At 44.4% G+C, this 18080-nt stretch carries 16 protein-coding genes and 1 other annotated feature; of the genes, 9 read left to right on the top strand and 7 right to left on the bottom strand.

Annotated elements, in window-relative coordinates; all coding sequences use genetic code 11:
- Positions 1–46: 46 nt before the first annotated feature.
- The 4 genes from bceR to bceB all read left to right on the top strand — a co-directional run bounded on the left by bceR (position 47) and on the right by bceB (position 4532).
- Positions 47–742 carry a two-component response regulator BceR gene (gene bceR / locus AC0DBE_RS00115; RefSeq protein ID WP_014114858.1) on the top strand — a complete coding sequence of 232 codons (696 nt, stop codon included), beginning with the start codon at positions 47–49 and terminating at the stop codon, positions 740–742.
- Positions 735–1739 carry a two-component sensor histidine kinase BceS gene (gene bceS / locus AC0DBE_RS00120; RefSeq protein WP_439846051.1) on the top strand — a complete coding sequence of 335 codons (1005 nt, stop codon included), beginning with the start codon at positions 735–737 and terminating at the stop codon, positions 1737–1739. The genes bceR and bceS overlap by 8 nt, the downstream gene beginning before the upstream one ends.
- A 101-nt stretch (positions 1740–1840) precedes the next feature.
- On the top strand, positions 1841–2602 hold the full coding sequence (gene bceA, locus AC0DBE_RS00125) for a bacitracin ABC transporter ATP-binding protein BceA (protein ID WP_072566721.1): 762 nt from the start codon (positions 1841–1843) through the stop codon (positions 2600–2602).
- A complete protein-coding gene (gene bceB / locus AC0DBE_RS00130) occupies positions 2592–4532 on the top strand; it encodes a bacitracin ABC transporter permease BceB (protein WP_472960719.1) in 1941 nt (646 codons plus the stop codon). The genes bceA and bceB overlap by 11 nt, the downstream gene beginning before the upstream one ends.
- Positions 4533–4568: 36 nt before the next feature.
- Here the strand turns inward: bceB and AC0DBE_RS00135 are convergent, their stop codons facing one another.
- Positions 4569–5315, bottom strand: a complete 747-nt coding sequence (locus AC0DBE_RS00135; protein WP_472960720.1) for an LMBR1 domain-containing protein — start codon at positions 5313–5315, stop codon at positions 4569–4571.
- Between the two features lie 188 nt (positions 5316–5503).
- Between AC0DBE_RS00135 and AC0DBE_RS00140 the strand changes: the two genes are divergently transcribed.
- Entirely contained in the window at positions 5504–6697 is a 1194-nt protein-coding gene (locus AC0DBE_RS00140; protein WP_014114853.1) for an MDR family MFS transporter, read from the top strand.
- 30 nt (positions 6698–6727) lie between these two features.
- Here the strand turns inward: AC0DBE_RS00140 and ytvA are convergent, their stop codons facing one another.
- The gene (gene ytvA, locus AC0DBE_RS00145) at positions 6728–7513 is read right to left on the bottom strand and encodes a YtvA family blue-light photoreceptor (protein WP_472960722.1); all 786 of its coding nucleotides are present in this window, start codon (positions 7511–7513) and stop codon (positions 6728–6730) included.
- A gap of 393 nt (positions 7514–7906) precedes the next feature.
- On the opposite strand from ytvA, the gene AC0DBE_RS00150 reads away from it, so the two are divergent.
- The 3 genes from AC0DBE_RS00150 to AC0DBE_RS00160 all read left to right on the top strand — a co-directional run bounded on the left by AC0DBE_RS00150 (position 7907) and on the right by AC0DBE_RS00160 (position 11511).
- Positions 7907–8242, top strand: coding sequence for a DUF4257 domain-containing protein (locus tag AC0DBE_RS00150; protein WP_003223352.1), 336 nt, complete (start codon positions 7907–7909; stop codon positions 8240–8242).
- Positions 8243–8345: 103 nt separating this feature from the next.
- Positions 8346–8560: a binding site (T-box leader), on the top strand.
- Positions 8561–8669: 109 nt separating this feature from the next.
- Positions 8670–11084 (top strand): leucine--tRNA ligase, encoded by a 2415-nt coding sequence (leuS, locus tag AC0DBE_RS00155; protein WP_472960723.1) that lies wholly within the window; start codon positions 8670–8672, stop codon positions 11082–11084.
- Between the two features lie 115 nt (positions 11085–11199).
- On the top strand, positions 11200–11511 hold the full coding sequence (locus AC0DBE_RS00160; RefSeq protein ID WP_014114849.1) for a rhodanese-like domain-containing protein: 312 nt from the start codon (positions 11200–11202) through the stop codon (positions 11509–11511).
- Positions 11512–11532: 21 nt separating this feature from the next.
- Here the strand turns inward: AC0DBE_RS00160 and melA are convergent, their stop codons facing one another.
- From melA to AC0DBE_RS00185, 5 genes are read right to left on the bottom strand one after another with little or no spacing between them, the layout of a single operon-like run.
- Positions 11533–12831, bottom strand: coding sequence for an alpha-galactosidase MelA (melA, locus tag AC0DBE_RS00165; RefSeq protein WP_114151326.1), 1299 nt, complete (start codon positions 12829–12831; stop codon positions 11533–11535).
- A gap of 19 nt (positions 12832–12850) precedes the next feature.
- A complete protein-coding gene (locus AC0DBE_RS00170; protein ID WP_014114845.1) occupies positions 12851–13681 on the bottom strand; it encodes a carbohydrate ABC transporter permease in 831 nt (276 codons plus the stop codon).
- Complete coding sequence (locus AC0DBE_RS00175) at positions 13678–14589, bottom strand: carbohydrate ABC transporter permease (protein WP_326201331.1); 912 nt, start codon at positions 14587–14589, stop codon at positions 13678–13680. Before AC0DBE_RS00175 ends, AC0DBE_RS00170 begins: the two co-directional genes overlap by 4 nt.
- A complete protein-coding gene (locus AC0DBE_RS00180) occupies positions 14586–15863 on the bottom strand; it encodes an ABC transporter substrate-binding protein (protein WP_472960724.1) in 1278 nt (425 codons plus the stop codon). The genes AC0DBE_RS00175 and AC0DBE_RS00180 overlap by 4 nt, the downstream gene beginning before the upstream one ends.
- A 33-nt stretch (positions 15864–15896) precedes the next feature.
- Complete coding sequence (locus tag AC0DBE_RS00185; RefSeq protein ID WP_472960725.1) at positions 15897–16931, bottom strand: LacI family DNA-binding transcriptional regulator; 1035 nt, start codon at positions 16929–16931, stop codon at positions 15897–15899.
- 217 nt (positions 16932–17148) lie between these two features.
- Between AC0DBE_RS00185 and AC0DBE_RS00190 the strand changes: the two genes are divergently transcribed.
- Positions 17149–18048, top strand: a complete 900-nt coding sequence (locus AC0DBE_RS00190; protein WP_472960726.1) for a dienelactone hydrolase family protein — start codon at positions 17149–17151, stop codon at positions 18046–18048.
- Positions 18049–18080: the final 32 nt, after the last annotated feature.

Genomic DNA, 18080 nt, shown 5'->3' on the forward strand with positions numbered 1-18080 from the left:
GTTTTGCTATACACTTGATAAAAAAGGAAAAAGTGCGGTGAGTCGATTGTTTAAACTTTTGCTGATTGAAGATGATGAATCGCTGTTTCATGAAATCAAGGATCGTTTAACGGGATGGTCTTATGATGTATACGGCATTCAGGATTTCAGTCAAGTGCTGCAGGAATTTGCGGCGGTTAAGCCTGATTGTGTCATTATTGATGTCCAGCTGCCTAAATTCGATGGATTTCATTGGTGCCGGCTGATCCGCTCCCGGTCAAATGTTCCGATTCTCTTTTTATCTTCCCGTGATCATCCTGCTGATATGGTGATGTCTATGCAGCTCGGAGCAGACGACTTTATTCAAAAGCCATTTCACTTTGATGTGCTGATTGCGAAAATCCAAGCGATTTTCCGGCGCGTGCATCATTATAATACGGAGCCGAGCACGATCAAAACATGGTGCGGTGCTGCCATAGACGCAGAGCAGAACCTCGTCAGCAATGACAAAGGCTCTGTTGAACTGACTAAAAATGAAATGTTCATTTTAAAACAGCTAATAGAACAAAAAAACAAGATCGTCAGCCGGGAAGAGCTGATCAGAAGCTTGTGGAACGATGAGCGTTTTGTGAGTGATAATACGCTGACCGTCAATGTCAACCGCCTGCGGAAAAAACTGGATGCCCTGCAGCTTGGCACGTATATCGAGACAAAGGTCGGCCAAGGCTACATGGCGAAGGAAGAGGATCATTTCTATGATTAAAGCATTCCTCACTGAAAGGCGAAGCTGGATTGCCGTGTTTTTGTTTCAGCAGGCTTTGATGTTAGTCATTGCTTTTGTTGATCCTTCCATTTCATTTGAAAATGTTCTTTATATGGTGTATTTGTGTGGCTTGTTTTTTATCATATTCCTTTGGTTCCGCTATCGGAAAGAAACGGCGTTTTATAAAAGCCTGCAAACATGGGAGAATCATCTTGATGTGACAGCGATAAATGAACCGGAAACGCCGTTTGAATCGATGGTTGAAAGAAGCATTACCGGACAAACGGAACACTTGAAGCAAACCGCTGCCCGGCATCGCTTGGCATTGGAAAATGAAAAAGATGAGCTGATGGCATGGATCCATGAGGTCAAAACCCCATTGACAGCGATGCATTTAATCATTGATAGAATGGAAGACCAAGCTTTGAAATCCCAGCTATCATATGAATGGCTGCGTATTCACCTGCTTTTAGATCAGCAGCTTCATCAAAAACGCATATCATTTATTGAAAACGATCTGTCTGTGGAATTCATTCAGCTTCAGCCTTTGATCTTCAAGGAAATCAAAGATTTACAATCGTGGTGTATCCAAAAAGGGATCGGCTTTGATATTCAGCTGGAGGCTGAAGAAGTGCTGAGCGATGCAAAATGGCTGGCGTTTATCATCAGACAGCTGCTGACAAACGCGGTGAAATACAGCGAAGCCTCTGAGATAGAAATCAAAAGCACTCAAAAAGGGGAACGGACGCAGCTCCAAGTGAAAGACTGTGGCAGGGGCATTGATCAAAAAGATGTGCCGCGTATTTTTGATAAAGGATTTACATCTACAACGGACCACCATGATCAAGCGTCCACAGGCATGGGGCTGTACTTGGCGAAAAAAGCCGCGGCGCCGTTATTGATCCATATAGATGTTGATTCGGAGTTCGGTGTGGGGACAGTTTTTACATTAACCTTTCCGAAACGGAATCAATTTGAACGTGTCATAAGCATGTGACGAAAATGTCACATGCTTTTCTTTTTTGTTCGCAGTATCGAAGGAAAAGCCCGGCATTCCTTTTTATAATGAGATTATCCAATATAAAGGAGATTATAGAAATGATGATTTTACAAGCAAATAAAATTCGAAAAAGCTATGGAAACAAGCTGAATAAACAAGAAGTGCTCAAAGGTATTGATATCCATATCCAAAAAGGCGAATTTGTCAGTATTATGGGGGCATCAGGGTCCGGGAAAACCACATTGCTTAACGTGCTGTCTTCGATTGATCAGGTCAGTCACGGAACGATCAACATTAACGGAAATGAAATGACTTCTATGAAGGAAAAGCAGCTGGCTGAATTCAGAAAACAGCATTTAGGCTTTATCTTTCAAGATTACAATTTGTTAGACACATTGACAGTGAAAGAAAATATCCTTCTGCCATTATCGATCACGAAACTATCAAAAAAGGAAGCCAATCGCAAGTTTGAGGAAGTTGCAAAGGAATTGGGAATTTATGAATTGCGCGATAAGTACCCAAATGAAATTTCCGGCGGCCAGAAGCAGAGAACATCCGCCGGGAGAGCGTTTATTCATGACCCGAGCATTATTTTCGCTGATGAACCGACCGGCGCGCTCGATTCGAAATCGGCCTCCGATTTATTAAACAAGCTGAGCCAGCTCAATCAGAAACGCAACGCCACGATCATTATGGTCACCCATGATCCCGTCGCCGCAAGCTACTGCGGCAGAGTCATTTTTATTAAGGACGGGCTAATGTATACGCAGCTGAATAAAGGGGGCCAGGACAGGCAGACGTTTTTCCAGGATATTATGAAAACGCAAGGTGTGTTAGGCGGGGTGCAGCATGAACATTAATCAGCTCATCCTGCGAAATTTGAAAAAGAACCTTCGGAATTACTATCTGTATGTGTTTGCGCTCATTTTTAGCGTGGCGCTTTATTTCGCTTTTGTCACGCTCCAATATGATCCTGCGATTAACGAAGTGAAGGCTTCAATCAAGGGAGCCGCGGCTATTAAAACCGCTTCGATTTTGCTTGTGGCTGTAGTGGCAATCTTCATTTTATATGCCAATACGATTTTTATTAAAAGACGGAGTAAAGAAATCGGGCTGTTTCAATTAATCGGAATGACGAAGCATAAAATCTTTCGTATCTTAAGTGCAGAAAATATCATGCTGTATTTCGGTTCCCTAGCGATCGGGGTAGTGGCTGGGTTTTCGATATCGAAGCTGGTATTGATGATTCTGTTCAAAATTGTGGATGTCGAAGCTGATGCGAAACTGCATTTTTCCGGGCAAGCCTTGATCCAAACGATCATTGTATTCTGCGGCATTTACCTTTTGATTATGGTCATGAATTATACGTTTATCAAAAAACAAAGTATATTATCTTTATTTAAAGTGGCGTCTTCCACTGAAGATAAAGTGAAGAAAATATCATTTTTCCAGATGCTGATCGGCGCTTTAGGCATCGTGCTGATTTTGACAGGATACTATGTGTCTTCTGAGCTGTTTGGCGGAAAATTTAAGACCATTAATGAACTGTTTGGTGCGATGAGCTTCATCCTGGGGAGCGTCATTATCGGGACGTTTTTGTTTTATAAAGGATCGGTTACGTTTATCTCGAACATCATTCGAAAAAGCAAGGGCGGCTACTTAAATATTTCTGAGGTCCTGTCACTGTCATCAATCATGTTCAGAATGAAATCGAACGCGTTGCTGCTGACGATTATTACAACCGTTTCAGCGCTCGCCATCGGGCTGTTATCTCTTGCTTACATCTCGTATTACTCGGCAGAAAAAACTGCTGAACAAAATGTAGCGGCGGATTTTTCATTCATGAATGAGAAAGATGCCAAACGATTCGAAAGCAGTTTGAGTGAAAGCAACATTTCATATGTGAAAAAGGAAACCCCTGTCCTGCAAGCGTCTTTTGATGTCACAAATATCATGGATGGAACCCCGAAAGAGATGCAGGGGGACCCTAGCAAATTACAGCTTGCTGTTGTTAGCGACAAAGATGTAAACGGAGTCGATGTGGCGGCTGGGGAGGCGGTTTTCTCAGGATACACCGACTTGCTGCAAAAAATAATGGTTTTAAAAGACTCGGGCAGCATTAAAGTAAACAGCAAGCATGAAACGCAACCATTACACTATAAAGGATTAAGAGATGAGTTTCTTGTATCCTACACGTTTACAAGCGGGGGAATGCCCGCTGTCATAGTGGATGACAGCCTGTATAAACGGCTGAACAAAGATAAAGACCCCGGTATTCAGCTTCCGCAATCTGAATTTATCGGCATTAATATGAAACATGGAGATCAGCTTGAAAAAGCAAATGAGCTTTTTCAAAAGGTGAACAAGAAAGATCTGCATTTATCAAGGCTGGATACAAGTATTGCGCAAAAATCTCTTTTTGGTATGGTCATGTTCATCGTTGGTTTCTTAGGATTAACATTTCTCATCACCTCGGGGTGTATCCTTTACTTTAAACAAATGGGTGAAAGTGAAGATGAAAAACCGAATTATACCATTTTGAGAAAACTCGGTTTTACGCAGGGCGACCTGATAAAGGGGATACGAATCAAACAAATGTACAACTTCGGCATTCCACTGGTTGTCGGTCTCTTCCACAGCTACTTTGCCGTCCAATCCGGCTGGTTCTTATTCGGATCTGAGGTCTGGACGCCGATGATAGTGGTGATGATGTTATATACTGCGCTCTACTCGATTTTTGGTTTTCTGTCAGTTCTTTATTATAAGAAGGTTATTAAATCGTCGTTGTGAAACAGCAAAAGCTCCAGAGATTCTGGAGCTTTTTGTTTATCGTTTTGGCGCCCGGTAACCGGCGGCTTCAGCTTCTTCAACTGAACAAAACATTTCAGCCGGGTCGGTTGTCCGGTCATAGTATGTACTGCCCGGCGTGTGGTAGATGCCGTTTTTGCTTCCTTTAATATTACAGCCTTCTGCTGTGTCAGCTGTTTTGGCTTCATCATTTTTATAGGTATGGCTTGAAGAATTTCCAGTGTCTTCATGAGAACTGGCAGTTTGGCTTTTTGCCTCTTTCAATTGATTTTCAAGCTTTGTGTTATCTTGTTGGAGTGTTTCATTTTCAGCCTTAACCGTTTTTGTATCTTCTTTGAGCTGTTTTTGATTTTCTTGAAGCTCTTTAATCTCAGCTTTTAATGATTTCTGAGTCTTTTTTAGTTCGCTATTCTCTTTTTCAATCTGCTCAAGCTTGTCCTGATCTTCTGTGTTGTCTTTCAATTTCTTTGCTTCAGAGCTCACAGATTTATATTCTTTCTCAAGTGCTTCATGCTCTTTTGTGAGACTTTTATATTCGGCGTTTAGCGCTGAATATTTTTTCTCAGCATTTGCTGCAGCAGCATCAGGTTCTGACAATCCTGCTCCGGTGAAGAGCAGCACCAGGCATCCTATCAAAAGCGGCCAAAAGAGTTTCTTAGAGAAACGTTTTTCCTTTTTCAGCACATATCTGACGAGGTGATACAATCCATAGCCAAGCGAAATGAGACATGCAAGAAAACCTAAAAATGCTAATGTCATTTCCATAAAATGCCCCCTTTTTCTATTTATTTTACATTTTCTGAACAATATTTGTTAGATTTTTTCACGCTCATCAGTTGAAAAATGTGAGATAGACAGATAGAATGAATGTGCTATGATAACTCGATTCGTACGGAGCCGTTTTAGGTTTCGTTTTTTTCATGAGCTTTTTTAGGTAAGAAAGGGGGATTAGTGTGCCGCGTGCTCTTAAAATTTTAATCATTGGAATGTTTATTAATGTGACGGGTGCTTCTTTTTTATGGCCGCTGAATACGATTTATATCCATAATCATTTAGGAAAGTCATTAACAGTAGCCGGACTTGTGCTGATGCTGAATTCCGGCGCCAGTGTGGCAGGAAATTTATGCGGCGGTTTTTTGTTTGATAAAATCGGCGGCTTTAAATCGATTATGCTTGGGATTGCGATTACGTTAGCAAGCCTGATGGGCCTTGTCTTTTTTCATGAGTGGCCGGCCTATATTGTGCTGCTGACGATTGTGGGCTTTGGTTCCGGTGTTGTTTTTCCGGCCAGCTACGCAATGGCTGGATCGGTGTGGCCTGAAGGGGGAAGGAAGGCATTTAATGCGATATATGTTGCGCAAAACGCGGGTGTGGCCGTTGGGTCAGCACTTGGCGGAGTCGTGGCATCTTTCTCATTTTCATACGTATTTTTGGCGAATGCTGCATTGTATCTGGCCTTTTTCTTTATCGTATATTTCGGATTTCGAAATATTCAGACGAAGGATGCGTCTCAAACATCGGTGCTTGATTATGATGCCGTAAACGGCAAAGCAAAATTTGCTGCGCTTATCATATTAAGCAGCGGCTATGTACTCGGATGGCTGGCTTATTCTCAGTGGTCTACCACAATTGCTTCGTACACACAAAGCATTGGAATATCTCTTTCCTTATATAGCGTGCTGTGGACGGTTAACGGGATTTTAATTGTGCTTGGCCAGCCGCTTGTCAGCTTTGTAGTGAAAAAATGGGCGGAGTCGCTGAAAGCGCAAATGGTCATCGGATTTATCATTTTCATTGTATCCTTCAGCATGCTGCTGACGGCAAAGCATTTCCCGATGTTTCTGGCTGCTATGGTGATCCTGACCATAGGGGAAATGCTTGTCTGGCCTGCGGTGCCGACGATTGCCAACCAGCTTGCCCCTAAAGGGAAGGAAGGATTTTACCAAGGCTTTGTCAACAGCGCGGCGACAGGCGGCAGAATGATTGGTCCGTTGTTCGGCGGTTTGCTTGTCGATCATTTCGGCATTCAGGCTCTTGTCTTATCTCTTTTGGTTTTGCTGTTGATCAGTATTGCCACGACGCTTTTATATGACAAACGGATAAAACCGGCTAAAGAAACAAATAAGCAAGCATCAATCTCTTCATAATAAAGATCCCGCCGGATGAGCGGGATCTTTTTACATAATCGGAAGCACGTTAACGGCATCCTTTACATTTGAATATGTTTTCAGCGATGAAAAATTGGCGTCCAGTTTATTCATTTTCATAGCCAATTCTGGCTTAATGCCAGTAATGATTAATTCGGTTCCGGTCAATTTCAGCAAATGGCTCAGCTTGAAAATCTGGTCGGCGGTTTGTTCATTTACTTGGGCTAATCCTGATAAATCAATGATCAAATAATCATCTTTGGATGTTGATAAGATATTCGTCAATGTGCTGACGATGGAATTAAATCGCTCCTCTGTCAGGTTGCCGACTAGCGGAAGGGCCGAAATGCCGTTGCGAATCGGGACAATAGGCGTTGAAAGTGCAGTAATTTCTGTGAGGGAATCCTCGAGAAGTTTTTCATACTCTTTTTGCTGGGTGATGTCTTTTTGAATTCCGACAAAATAGGTCTTGTCTTCGATCTCCAGCGGATCAATACTCAATTCATTCCAGAACAGCGTTCCGTCTTTTTTGTAGTTTTGGATCTGAACGGTAACCGGTTCTTTATTTTGCAAAGCGATTCTGATGTTGTCTACTTCAGCGGGGTCTGTGTGTTTCCCCTGTAAGAAGCGGCAGTTCTTTCCTAAAATCTCTCCGGCTTCATAGCCGGTCATTTGAACAAAGCCTTGGTTTACGTAGACAATAGGATTATCTTCAAGTGCAGGATCTGTAATTACCACACCGACTCGCGCGTGATCAAGCGCTTTTTTGATGACTTCCAGCTGTCCTTGTACTCCAAATGATTGAAAACTAGCCATATAAATCCCCCTTAGGCTGTCAGCTAACTGTGCGAAAGCCTGGTATTCCCCTTTTTTTAATGAATTCTACAGTAACCGTAGCACAACACATGTTCTGATTCAAGCAAGCGCAGTTTGTTGTTTGTCATCAAGGCTTGTCCTCGTATACACTAAAAATAAGAACAGAGATTGAACATATGAACGGAAGTAGCTAAATGAGTGACTAGGTCAATGTCACTGGGTGAAAAATGAATCCAATGCATCAAGCTTACCGATCATGTGTTCACATATAATGGAAGAAACAAGCTTTTTTCAGATTTGCCAGTATGTAGATATCGAAAATCATCGGAATCGTTTAAGGGGGCTGGATGGCCTGAAGTCGCTTTACGAAATAAGGGCTTTAGGAAGGTGATGATGAAGATGCTGCATCAGGTACTTATTGCTTGTGTAATTGGAGGAATCATGGGGATTCTCGGTCATGTGAAAAAGAGAGGCAGGCTGGAGAAGCCCAGAATGACGAAGCGGTTTATCTACCTTGGATTTTTGGAAGATTGGTTTATCGGAATGACAGCTTCCATTTTACTTGTATTATCCGCTGACCCCGATTCAGGAATTCAACTTGTCATCTTATCCATTATCTCAGGCTACGGCGGTGAAGCTGTTCTCAGAAGTTTTGACTTTGTGAGAGAAATGAACAGCGGAGGCGAACCGGCCGAGTCCAAACGTCAAACCAAAACTCCACCCGAATAATTGTCCTCAATCTTCGCCCGTTCAGGGTACATTCCCATTGTATACAAACCTGCTTGCACTTATGAACAGAATTCTATAAAATACAGTTAAGATTACGGTTGCGATAAGAACAATGAAGAGGAGCAGTAAGAAGCAGATATTGTTGCAGAGAGTTGACGGCTGGTGAAAGTCAATCAAGTTTGTTTCCGAACTCACCTCAGAGTTGCAGCGGTGAAAAGCCGCTGACGCATAACTGCGTTAAAAGTATCAAGTGAGTGCGGCGCATGCCGCGCTAACGAGGGTGGTACCGCGGGAAAACGAAAGTCTCTCGTCCCTTTTAGGGATGAGGGAGTTTTTTTTAGTTTGGGAATATTCTGAATATAATCCTCTCCTTCCCGTCAATACTTGAACCATAAACGCCGTATTCAATCAGAAGGAGGTTTTTACTTTGAGTTTTCAGCACAAAGAGATAGAAAAGAAATGGCAAACATATTGGCTCGAAAACAAAACATTTGCCACTCTTGATAATAATGAAAAACAAAAATTTTACGCGCTGGACATGTTTCCTTATCCGTCAGGAGCGGGATTGCACGTCGGCCATCCTGAAGGATATACAGCTACGGATATCCTGTCCCGCATGAAGCGCATGCAGGGCTATGATGTCCTACATCCAATGGGCTGGGACGCATTCGGCCTGCCGGCTGAACAATACGCGCTTGACACAGGGAACGATCCTGCTGTGTTTACGAAGCAGAATATCGATAATTTCCGCCGCCAAATTCAGTCGCTTGGCTTCTCATATGACTGGGATCGTGAAATCAATACGACTGACCCTGAATACTATAAATGGACGCAATGGATTTTCTTAAAGCTTTACGAAAAAGGCCTTGCTTACGTTGACGAAGTGCCTGTAAACTGGTGCCCTGCTCTCGGTACGGTTCTTGCCAACGAAGAAGTTATTGACGGCAAGAGCGAACGCGGCGGCCATCCGGTAGAGAGACGCCCGATGAAGCAGTGGATGCTGAAAATTACAGCATATGCGGACAGGCTTCTTGAAGACTTGGAAGAGCTTGACTGGCCGGAAAGCATTAAAGATATGCAGCGCAACTGGATCGGCCGTTCTGAAGGCGCACACGTTCATTTTACTGTAGATGGACATGCTGAATCCTTTACGGTGTTTACGACAAGACCAGATACGCTGTTTGGCGCTACATACACTGTGCTTGCTCCGGAACATGCATTGGTGGAAAACATCACAACGGCAGAGCAAAAAGAAGCTGTTGAAGCATATATCAAAGAAATTCAATCAAAGAGTGATCTTGAGCGTACAGATCTTGCGAAAACAAAGACAGGCGTTTTCACAGGAGCTTATGCGATCAATCCTGTAAACGGAGAAAAATTGCCGATCTGGATTGCGGATTACGTTCTTGCTTCATACGGAACAGGTGCTGTTATGGCTGTTCCTGGCCACGATGAGCGTGATTTTGAATTCGCCAAAACATTTGGCCTTCCGGTGAAGGAAGTCGTGAAAGGCGGAAATGTTGAGGAAGCAGCGTACACTGGCGACGGCGAGCATGTGAACTCAGATTTTCTGAACGGCCTTAACAAGCAGGAAGCGATTGAGAAAGTGAACGCTTGGCTGGAAGAAACGAAAAACGGCGAGAAGAAAGTGACGTACCGTCTGCGCGACTGGCTCTTTAGCCGTCAGCGTTATTGGGGCGAACCGATTCCGGTCATTCATTGGGAAGACGGAACATCAACGGCTGTGCCGGAAGAGGAGCTGCCGCTGATTTTGCCGAAAACGGATGAAATCAAACCGAGCGGAACAGGCGAATCACCGCTTGCGAACATTAAAGATTGGGTGGAAGTCACAGATCCTGAGACAGGTAAAAAAGGAAGAAGAGAAACGAATACAATGCCGCAATGGGCGGGAAGCTGCTGGTATTTCTTGCGCTATATTGATCCGCGCAATCCGAATCAGCTGGCATCACCAGAGAAATTGGAAAAATGGCTTCCGGTTGATATGTATATCGGCGGTGCAGAACATGCCGTGCTTCACCTTCTGTACGCCCGCTTCTGGCATAAGTTCCTTTATGATATCGGCGTAGTGCCGACGAAAGAACCATTCCAAAAGCTGTACAACCAAGGCATGATTCTCGGCGAAAACAACGAAAAAATGAGTAAATCTAAAGGGAACGTCGTCAACCCTGACGAAATCGTTGCTTCTCACGGCGCTGATACGCTGAGATTGTACGAAATGTTCATGGGACCGCTTGATGCTTCAATCGCCTGGTCTGAATCAGGATTAGACGGCGCGCGCCGCTTCCTTGACCGCGTATGGCGCCTGTTTGTTGAAGACAGCGGTGAGCTTAATGGCAAAATCGTTGAAGGCGCTGGTGAAACATTGGAGCGCGTGTATCATGAAACGGTCATGAAAGTCACAGACCATTACGAAGGCCTTCGTTTCAACACGGGTATTTCCCAGCTGATGGTCTTTATTAATGAAGCGTATAAAGCAACAGAGCTGCCGAAAGAATATATGGAAGGCTTTGTGAAGCTTCTTTCTCCTGTCGCGCCTCACTTGGCGGAAGAGCTTTGGGAGAAGCTTGGCCATTCCGGCACGATTGCATACGAAGCTTGGCCTGAATATGATGAAACGAAACTTGTGGATGATGAAGTTGAAATCGTTGTTCAGCTGAACGGAAAAGTAAAAGCGAAATTACAGGTTCCTGCCGATGCGACGAAAGAACAGCTGGAACAGCTTGCTCAAGCAGATGAAAAGATCAAAGAGCAGCTTGAAGGCAAAACGATTCGAAAAATCATCGCGGTGCCTGGCAAGCTTGTCAATATTGTGGCAAACTAAGCCTAGAAAAAATCCCCTTTGCCAAAAGGGGATTTTTTTCATCAGTCTGTAAATAGCAATCGTCCAGCTGACTTTGATATACTGAACATGATCATTGTGAATAGGAGTGTTTTCTTTGGAGATAAAAGAAATCAGCACAGCCGTTTTGAAAGAAAAAATTGAGGCGGATGAAGAACTATATTTAATTGATGTCAGAGAAGATGAAGAGGTGGCGGAAGGCATGATCCCGCAAGCCGTTCATATTCGGATGGGAGATATTCCTGAAAAAATGGACACCTTTGACAAAGACAAAGAGTACGTATTTATCTGCCGCTCAGGAATGCGCAGCATGAATGTCTGCAGGTACCTGGATGAGCAGGGCTTTAAAACAGTCAATGTTGAAGGCGGCATGATGGCTTGGGAAGGCGAAACAAAACCAAAAAACTAGGGGAGAGGCCCCCTAGTTTTTTTATTTGTATTCCGGAAGCCAATCGCCGTGTGCTGCAAATAAATCGTCACACATGGAGATGATGTCAGTCATGGAAAGCTCCGCGCTTGTATGCGGATCAAGCATTGCCGCTTGGTAAACCGCTTCTTTTTTTCGTGTAACAGCGGCTTCAATTGTCATCAACTGCGTATTAATATTCGTCCGGTTTAAGGCTGCAAGCTGCTCAGGCAGTTCTCCGGCGAAGCACGGGGTAATTTTTTTTCTGTCGGCGACGCATGTCACTTCCACAACCGCTTTTGAAGGAAGATTGGTGATCAGTCCTGTATTCAAGACGTTTCCCCCAAAGGTGAACGGCTCGTTCGTTTCCATTGCCTCTATAATTCTTGAACCATATTCCTTTGAGCGTTCGTGCGTAAGGTTTTTATTATTGACGATATCATCCCGCATTTTCTCCCAATTTTGAATCTGTTTGACGCATCTTCTCGGATATTCGTCGAGCGGGATTTGCAGCTCGCTGATCAGCTCGGGATAGTTCCGTTTAATAAAGTATGGATGATATTCTGCATTGTGTTCGGATGATTCCGTGACATAATAGCCGAACTTATCCATCAATTCAAACCGCACCATATCATGATGCTTTGTTTTTTGTTTTTCTTTTGCCCTCCTTTTGATTTCCGGATATAGATCTATGCCGTCTTTTTTGACTTCCAAAAGCCAAGCCATATGATTGATGCCCGCGATGCGCTCCTCGATTCCGCCATGCTCCATTCCGAGAGATTTGAATAAATCCTTCGTGCACACTTGAACACTGTGGCAGAGCCCGATTGTTTTGATGTTCGTATAGCGGAGCATGGCGCCTGTAAGTGAGGCCATTGGGTTTGTGTAGTTTAAAAACCACGCATCCGGGCACATTTCCTCCATATCTTTTGCGATATCAAATAAGACCGGGATTGTTCTGAGTGATCTGAAGATCCCGCCGATGCCGACTGTGTCAGCGATCGTCTGACGCAGCCCGTACCGTTTCGGAATCTCGAAATCTATGACTGTGCTCGGTTTATATCCTCCAACCTGAATCGCATTGATGACATAGCTTGCGTTCTGCAAGGCGAGTTTTCTGTCATCATAGCTGTTGATGGCCACACTCGGGTTATAGCGGTCTCTCAGATTTTCGAGCATGAACTGGGATTCCTGCAAGCGTTTTGGATCAATGTCGTAAAGGGCGAATTCAAATCCATTCAGTGCTTCTGTTAACAAGCAGTCTCCCAAAACATTTTTGGCGAAAATGGTGCTCCCTGCACCGATAAATGTAATCTTTTTCATATTGATTCCTCCTTTAATGTTATCCCTTTACCGCTCCGGATGACAGGCCGGCAATAAAGTATTTTTGCAGCGCCAAAAACAGAATAACCATCGGCAGCATCGCCATAAGCGCGGCTGCGGCAACTAAATGCAGATTGTTGGCGTTTTCTCCGAAAAACCCTGCCATGGCTACTGTTAATGTCTGAACCTTTTGATCTTGTAAAAAGAAAATCGCAAATTGATAGTCGTTCCATATGAAGACACAGGAAATAATACAGATGGTCGCAGTGATCGGCTTCAGCAGAGGAAACACGATCGTAAAAAAGATTTTCAGCATGCCTGCGCCATCTATTCTTGCGGCTTCTTCAAGCTCTTTTGGAATGGTCGAACGGATGAAGCCAGAATACAAGAATACGGTTAACGGCATATAAGCCGCTGTATTGATCAAAATGGCGATGGCGTGTGTATTGACCATTCCGGCGTCCACGACCATTCGATACAAAGGCACCATCGACGTTAACGGAGGGATGATCATAATGGAAATCAGCAAGGCAAAAACGGCTTTATTCAGTTTTGTTTCCCGCCGGGCAAGCGGGTAGGCGGCAAGTGAGCCGAATATAATCAATAACAAGGCAGAAAAACCTGTGATGATGATGGTGTTTATAAATGAATTTCCTAACGAAGCGCGCTCCCACGCTTCTGAAAAATTGTGAAAGGAGATGTCGGCTGGAAACAGCCATTTTGAACTGTAGTCTCCTTTTGCTTTTAATGAAGTGGTCAGAAGGATGTAAAAAGGAATAAAATGCGCACAGGCCACAATGGCGGCAAGAATCGTAATGATCCGCATGTTTTTTGAACGGGCGGCTTTCATGACATTTCCGTCTCCTTTCTTTTAAAGTACGCTAGCGCACAAAAGCTGATGATCAAAATGACAAATGCCATAAATATGCCTTGTGTTGCGGCATAGCCGGCATCCTGCCGTTTGAAATACAAATCGTACATAAAAGTGGACATGGATTGTGACGCATTTCCGGGACCGCCTGCGGTGAGCGCGATAATGACATCAAACAGCTTTAAGCCTCCGATAATGTTGATGACCATATTAATCGTGATCGAGGGCATTAACAGCGGCAGCGTAATGCTAAAAAACTGCTGGCCTTGTTTCGCGCCATCCATTTGCGCAGCTTCATAATAGTCTTTCGGAATGCTTTGCAGGCCAGCTAAGTAGACAACCATAGCGATCCCGACATATTGATAGGTGTTAATCATGACAATGAGCCACGGATTGAGCGATGGACTGGCGAGAGCATTGATCGGGCTGATGCCGAATACACCAAGCAAATCGTTGAGCGCGCCTCCGTCATAGGAGAAGAAAAAGTACCAAATGTAGCCCATAATGAGCGGGCTGATCATGACCGGCAAATACACAATTGTTCTTGTTATCGCTTTCATTTTGATGCTTTGATTCAAGAGCAGGGCGTACAGGAGTCCGACCGCATTTTGGAAAAAGGTGCTGCCGAGTCCGTAAAGCAGCGTGTTTTTTAAGATGTGCCAGGTGTCAGGATCAGAAAACAGCCTTTCATATTGCGCGAATCCCACCCATTGGTAGACTTGTGAAAAGCCGTTCCAGTTCGTAAAGGTGATCAATGTGCCTTTCACAAACGGATAAATCATAAAGACCAGAACGGAGAGCAAAGCAGGAATATACATCCACCAAAGTGAGGACTGCTTTTTCGGTTTAACCTGTTTCACATGAACGTCTCTTGCGATCTCACTCATTGTTCTTCAGCTCCCTGTGTTTCCGATTGCTCCCGGAGTCGTTTGTATTCTCTTCCCAGCTTCTTCGAAATCTCTTGAGGCGTCAAAATGTCAGCCGCAAGCTCCTGCCCGGCCGTGCCCAGAACATCCCACATTCCATTTGGCAGGTATAAACGGTCGAAGTAAGGCTCGACTTTGACTTCTTGATAATGCTCATAGTCGTTCGCGTAGAAAATATCAGCTTTCACATTGGTCAGTCCTGAAGGAAGCGACGTGGCTTCAGCCATTTGTTTGGCATTGGCGGGACGGGCCATAAATGCGATGAATTCTTTTGCTTTCTTTACGTGAGGGGAGTCTTTCCATGCTGCAAGTGTGTAGCGTTCACCACCGATCCATATCGGATCATCACCGTCATGTATGGCAGGTGTCGGGATAATGCCGACCTTGACCTTCGGATTGATCTGGGCAACGTCTTGGCCAAGCGTGCCGCCTTGCATCGTAAAGGCGATTTTGTTTTGGGCCATTAATTCAATGAGCTGTGATTTTTTTGCGGTTACGGCGTCAATATTGATCAATTTTTCTTTCTGCATTTGTTTAAGGATGTCTGATAAATAAGTGAATTTGCTCCAATGAAAAGTGCCGTTGGTGAGCTGTTTTTTTTCATTATGGGCAGGATCTGTGATGAGAAGAGGTGTAGCGAATTGGTCGTAATATTGGGCGAATGAGCTTTTGTCATAGCCGGCAAACCAGAAGGGCATAATGCTTCCCTTGCTCTTTTCTTTAATCGTTCTCAGCGCTTTCATAAAGTCATCCATGGTTTCCGGCGGGTTAATGCCGTAACGGTCTAAAATATTGCGGTTATATGCCAGACCGTCTTTTGCCTGATTGATCGGATAGGCATACACCTTTCCGCTTTTATTTTTGAGGATGCTGTTTAAATTGGGATCGAGATCTTGGGTCCATTCCATATCTCTGAGATCAGCTGTATATTCTCCATACCTGATTTTTCCCCAGCCATGTGTATCGAAAAGGTCAGGCAAATCATTGGCTGCCATTCTGACACGCATCATATTTTCATAGTCATTGCCTGGGAAATGAAGGCTGACACGGATGTCTCTGTGTTCCTTTTCAAACGCTGCCGCCAGTTTTCTGAACGTATCTCTTTCACTGTCCGTTGACATTGTAGAATAAATCGTTAACGTCTTTTTTGCGGTATCTGCTGAGCTTTTCTCTGCTGAGCATCCGGGCAGAACAAGCAGAATAAGAGAGAGAAATAAAACAAAAGTGTGTTTCATCTTTTCCTCCTTATTATCGTGATGAATGCTTGCTTATGTCACCTCCTTAGTTGTATATCCGCAGCTTTGTCTCACGATTAATGTTGTGGGCAGGGTGACATGATGAGGAAGCGTACGCCCATTGAGACGGTCAAGCAACAGTTTCACGCCTGTACGGCCCATTTCCTCTGTGTACACCTTCACCGTCGTTAGTGGCGTGCTGGCAAATTCAGCTTCTTCAATGCCGTTAAAGCTGACGAACGCCGTATCCCGTGGCACTTGGAGTCCGGCTTCCTGGAGCGCTTTTAATGCGCCGATCGCCATGGAATCGCTTGCGATAAAGAATGCTTCCGGCAGATTGCCTTGAGCGATTGCTTTCTTCATCAGGCGATAACCCTCGCGCATGCTGTATTCTCCGATCAGCACATGCTCAGGCCGGGGGGCGGCGGACTCCAAAAAGGCGGTCAGCCGTTTGTCTTCAATCGTTCTGCGAATGCTTTGGCCGTCCTTCAGTGTATGCTCTTTTTCCTGCCCGCCAATGTAGCCTAACCGTTTGTAGCCTAGATCGAAAAGGTGATCAATCGCCTGGCGTGAAGCGGATTCAAAATCGATGCCAATTGAATCGTATGCTTGCGGATCAGGAGAATGATTGATAAATACAACATGCTCCAGCCTTCCGCTGATGTGCTTAACCGCTTCATCGTGAACACGGCCGATGACAATAACACCATCCAGTTCCCGAAAGATATGCTCCTGAAAGGAACCGAGATGAATCGAATTCGTAATGAAAATTTCCTGTTCAAAGCATTCTTTTTCAATGCCTTTGCGAATTGAAGAAAAATAAGGATCCTGCCGCTCCTGATCGGGGGACAGGCAGCTCAGCACGCCGATCAGCGGCTGGGCCCGCTGTTTGTGCCCGCGGGCTTTCCGGCGTTTGGCAACCGTTTGATAGCCAAGCTCTTCGGCAATATTGATGACTCTTTGTCTCGTTTCACCTGCAACAGAAAGCGACTCATCTTCATTTAATATTCTGGACACAGTTGCACTTGAAACATTAGCTTTCAAGGCGATATCTTTAATCCTAACCATGGTTATCCCTCTCATCTATTTAGTAAAATATTAACTCATCTGTTTTTGATAAATTGATACTATCATATGAAAGTAAGCAGTTACAATAATCATTTTCGGAATATTTCGTTATATTTACTAAATATTTAGTAAATGATGCGATTTGTTTTGGAAAAATAAAGGGGAAACCAGATTCGTCTCGTAAATGTGAAGTAAGCGAATAAGGAAGGGTGAGGGAATGAGTACGGAAAGAAGAAAGCAGCTGTTTCGATTGCTTGGAGATTTGCCTGATCGGAGGGAAATCAGTACGGAGACATTGCGTATTGAAGAAAGAGAAGGAAACATCATTGAAACGCTCCTGCTCGATCTAAACGGACATGAAAAGGTGCCCGCTTATTTTGTGAAACCGAAGTCTGTAGAAGGGCCGTGTCCAGCCGTATTGTTTCAACATTCGCATGGCGGCCAGTATGACAGGGGAAAAAGTGAACTGATGGAAGGAGCGGATTATTTGAAAACGCCTTCTTTTTCCCGTGAGCTGACTTCTCTTGGGTACAGCGTGCTTGCGATTGATCATTGGGGATTTGGAGATCGGCGGGGAAAAACGGAAAGCGAGATTTTTAAAGAAATGCTTCTTACCGGAAGAGTGATGTGGGGCATGATGATTTATGACAGTTTAAGAGCGTTAGATTATATGCAGTCTCGCCCTGATGTTCAGCCTGACAGAATTGGGACCATCGGCATGTCTATGGGAGGGTTGATGGCGTGGTGGACAGCGGCGCTCGATGACCGGATTAAGGTGTGTGTGGATTTATGCAGCCAGGTAGATCATCACGTCCTGATGAAAACACAGAATCTTGATCGGCACGGCTTTTATTATTACGTCCCGTCGCTTGCAAAGCATTTTTCTGCCTCAGAGATCCAAAGCATGATCGCGCCGCGCCCGCACCTTAGCCTTGTTGGTGTACACGACCAGTTAACGCCGGCTGAGGGTGTGAACAAAATCGAAAAAGAATTGACATCTGCGTATGCTGGACAGGGAGCTTCTGATTGCTATCGGGTGGTCCGTTCCGCTTCAGGGCATTTCGAAACAGCAGTCATGAGGCATGAAGCTGTCCGGTTTTTGCAAAAGTGGCTGTGACGGTTACAGGAAACTGGAAGAAAGGTGCAGAT

It is taken from the genome of Bacillus sp. VA15, from assembly GCF_055721145.1.

Excerpts from the sequence above, each read along its gene's own strand:
- AC0DBE_RS00185 (WP_472960725.1), bottom strand. The coding sequence starts at position 16,931 with ATGGTTAGGATTAAAGATATCGCCTTGAAAGCTAATGTTTCAAGTGCA.
- ytvA (WP_472960722.1), bottom strand. The coding sequence starts at position 7,513 with ATGGCTAGTTTTCAATCATTTGGAGTACAAGGACAGCTGGAAGTCATC.
- bceA (WP_072566721.1), top strand. The coding sequence starts at position 1,841 with ATGATGATTTTACAAGCAAATAAAATTCGAAAAAGCTATGGAAACAAG.
- bceB (WP_472960719.1), top strand. The coding sequence starts at position 2,592 with ATGAACATTAATCAGCTCATCCTGCGAAATTTGAAAAAGAACCTTCGG.
- AC0DBE_RS00150 (WP_003223352.1), top strand. The coding sequence starts at position 7,907 with ATGAAGATGCTGCATCAGGTACTTATTGCTTGTGTAATTGGAGGAATC.
- bceS (WP_439846051.1), top strand. The coding sequence starts at position 735 with ATGATTAAAGCATTCCTCACTGAAAGGCGAAGCTGGATTGCCGTGTTT.
- AC0DBE_RS00190 (WP_472960726.1), top strand. The coding sequence starts at position 17,149 with ATGAGTACGGAAAGAAGAAAGCAGCTGTTTCGATTGCTTGGAGATTTG.
- melA (WP_114151326.1), bottom strand. The coding sequence starts at position 12,831 with ATGAAAAAGATTACATTTATCGGTGCAGGGAGCACCATTTTCGCCAAA.
- AC0DBE_RS00170 (WP_014114845.1), bottom strand. The coding sequence starts at position 13,681 with ATGAAAGCCGCCCGTTCAAAAAACATGCGGATCATTACGATTCTTGCC.
- AC0DBE_RS00135 (WP_472960720.1), bottom strand. The coding sequence starts at position 5,315 with ATGGAAATGACATTAGCATTTTTAGGTTTTCTTGCATGTCTCATTTCG.
- AC0DBE_RS00180 (WP_472960724.1), bottom strand. The coding sequence starts at position 15,863 with ATGAAACACACTTTTGTTTTATTTCTCTCTCTTATTCTGCTTGTTCTG.
- AC0DBE_RS00175 (WP_326201331.1), bottom strand. The coding sequence starts at position 14,589 with ATGAGTGAGATCGCAAGAGACGTTCATGTGAAACAGGTTAAACCGAAA.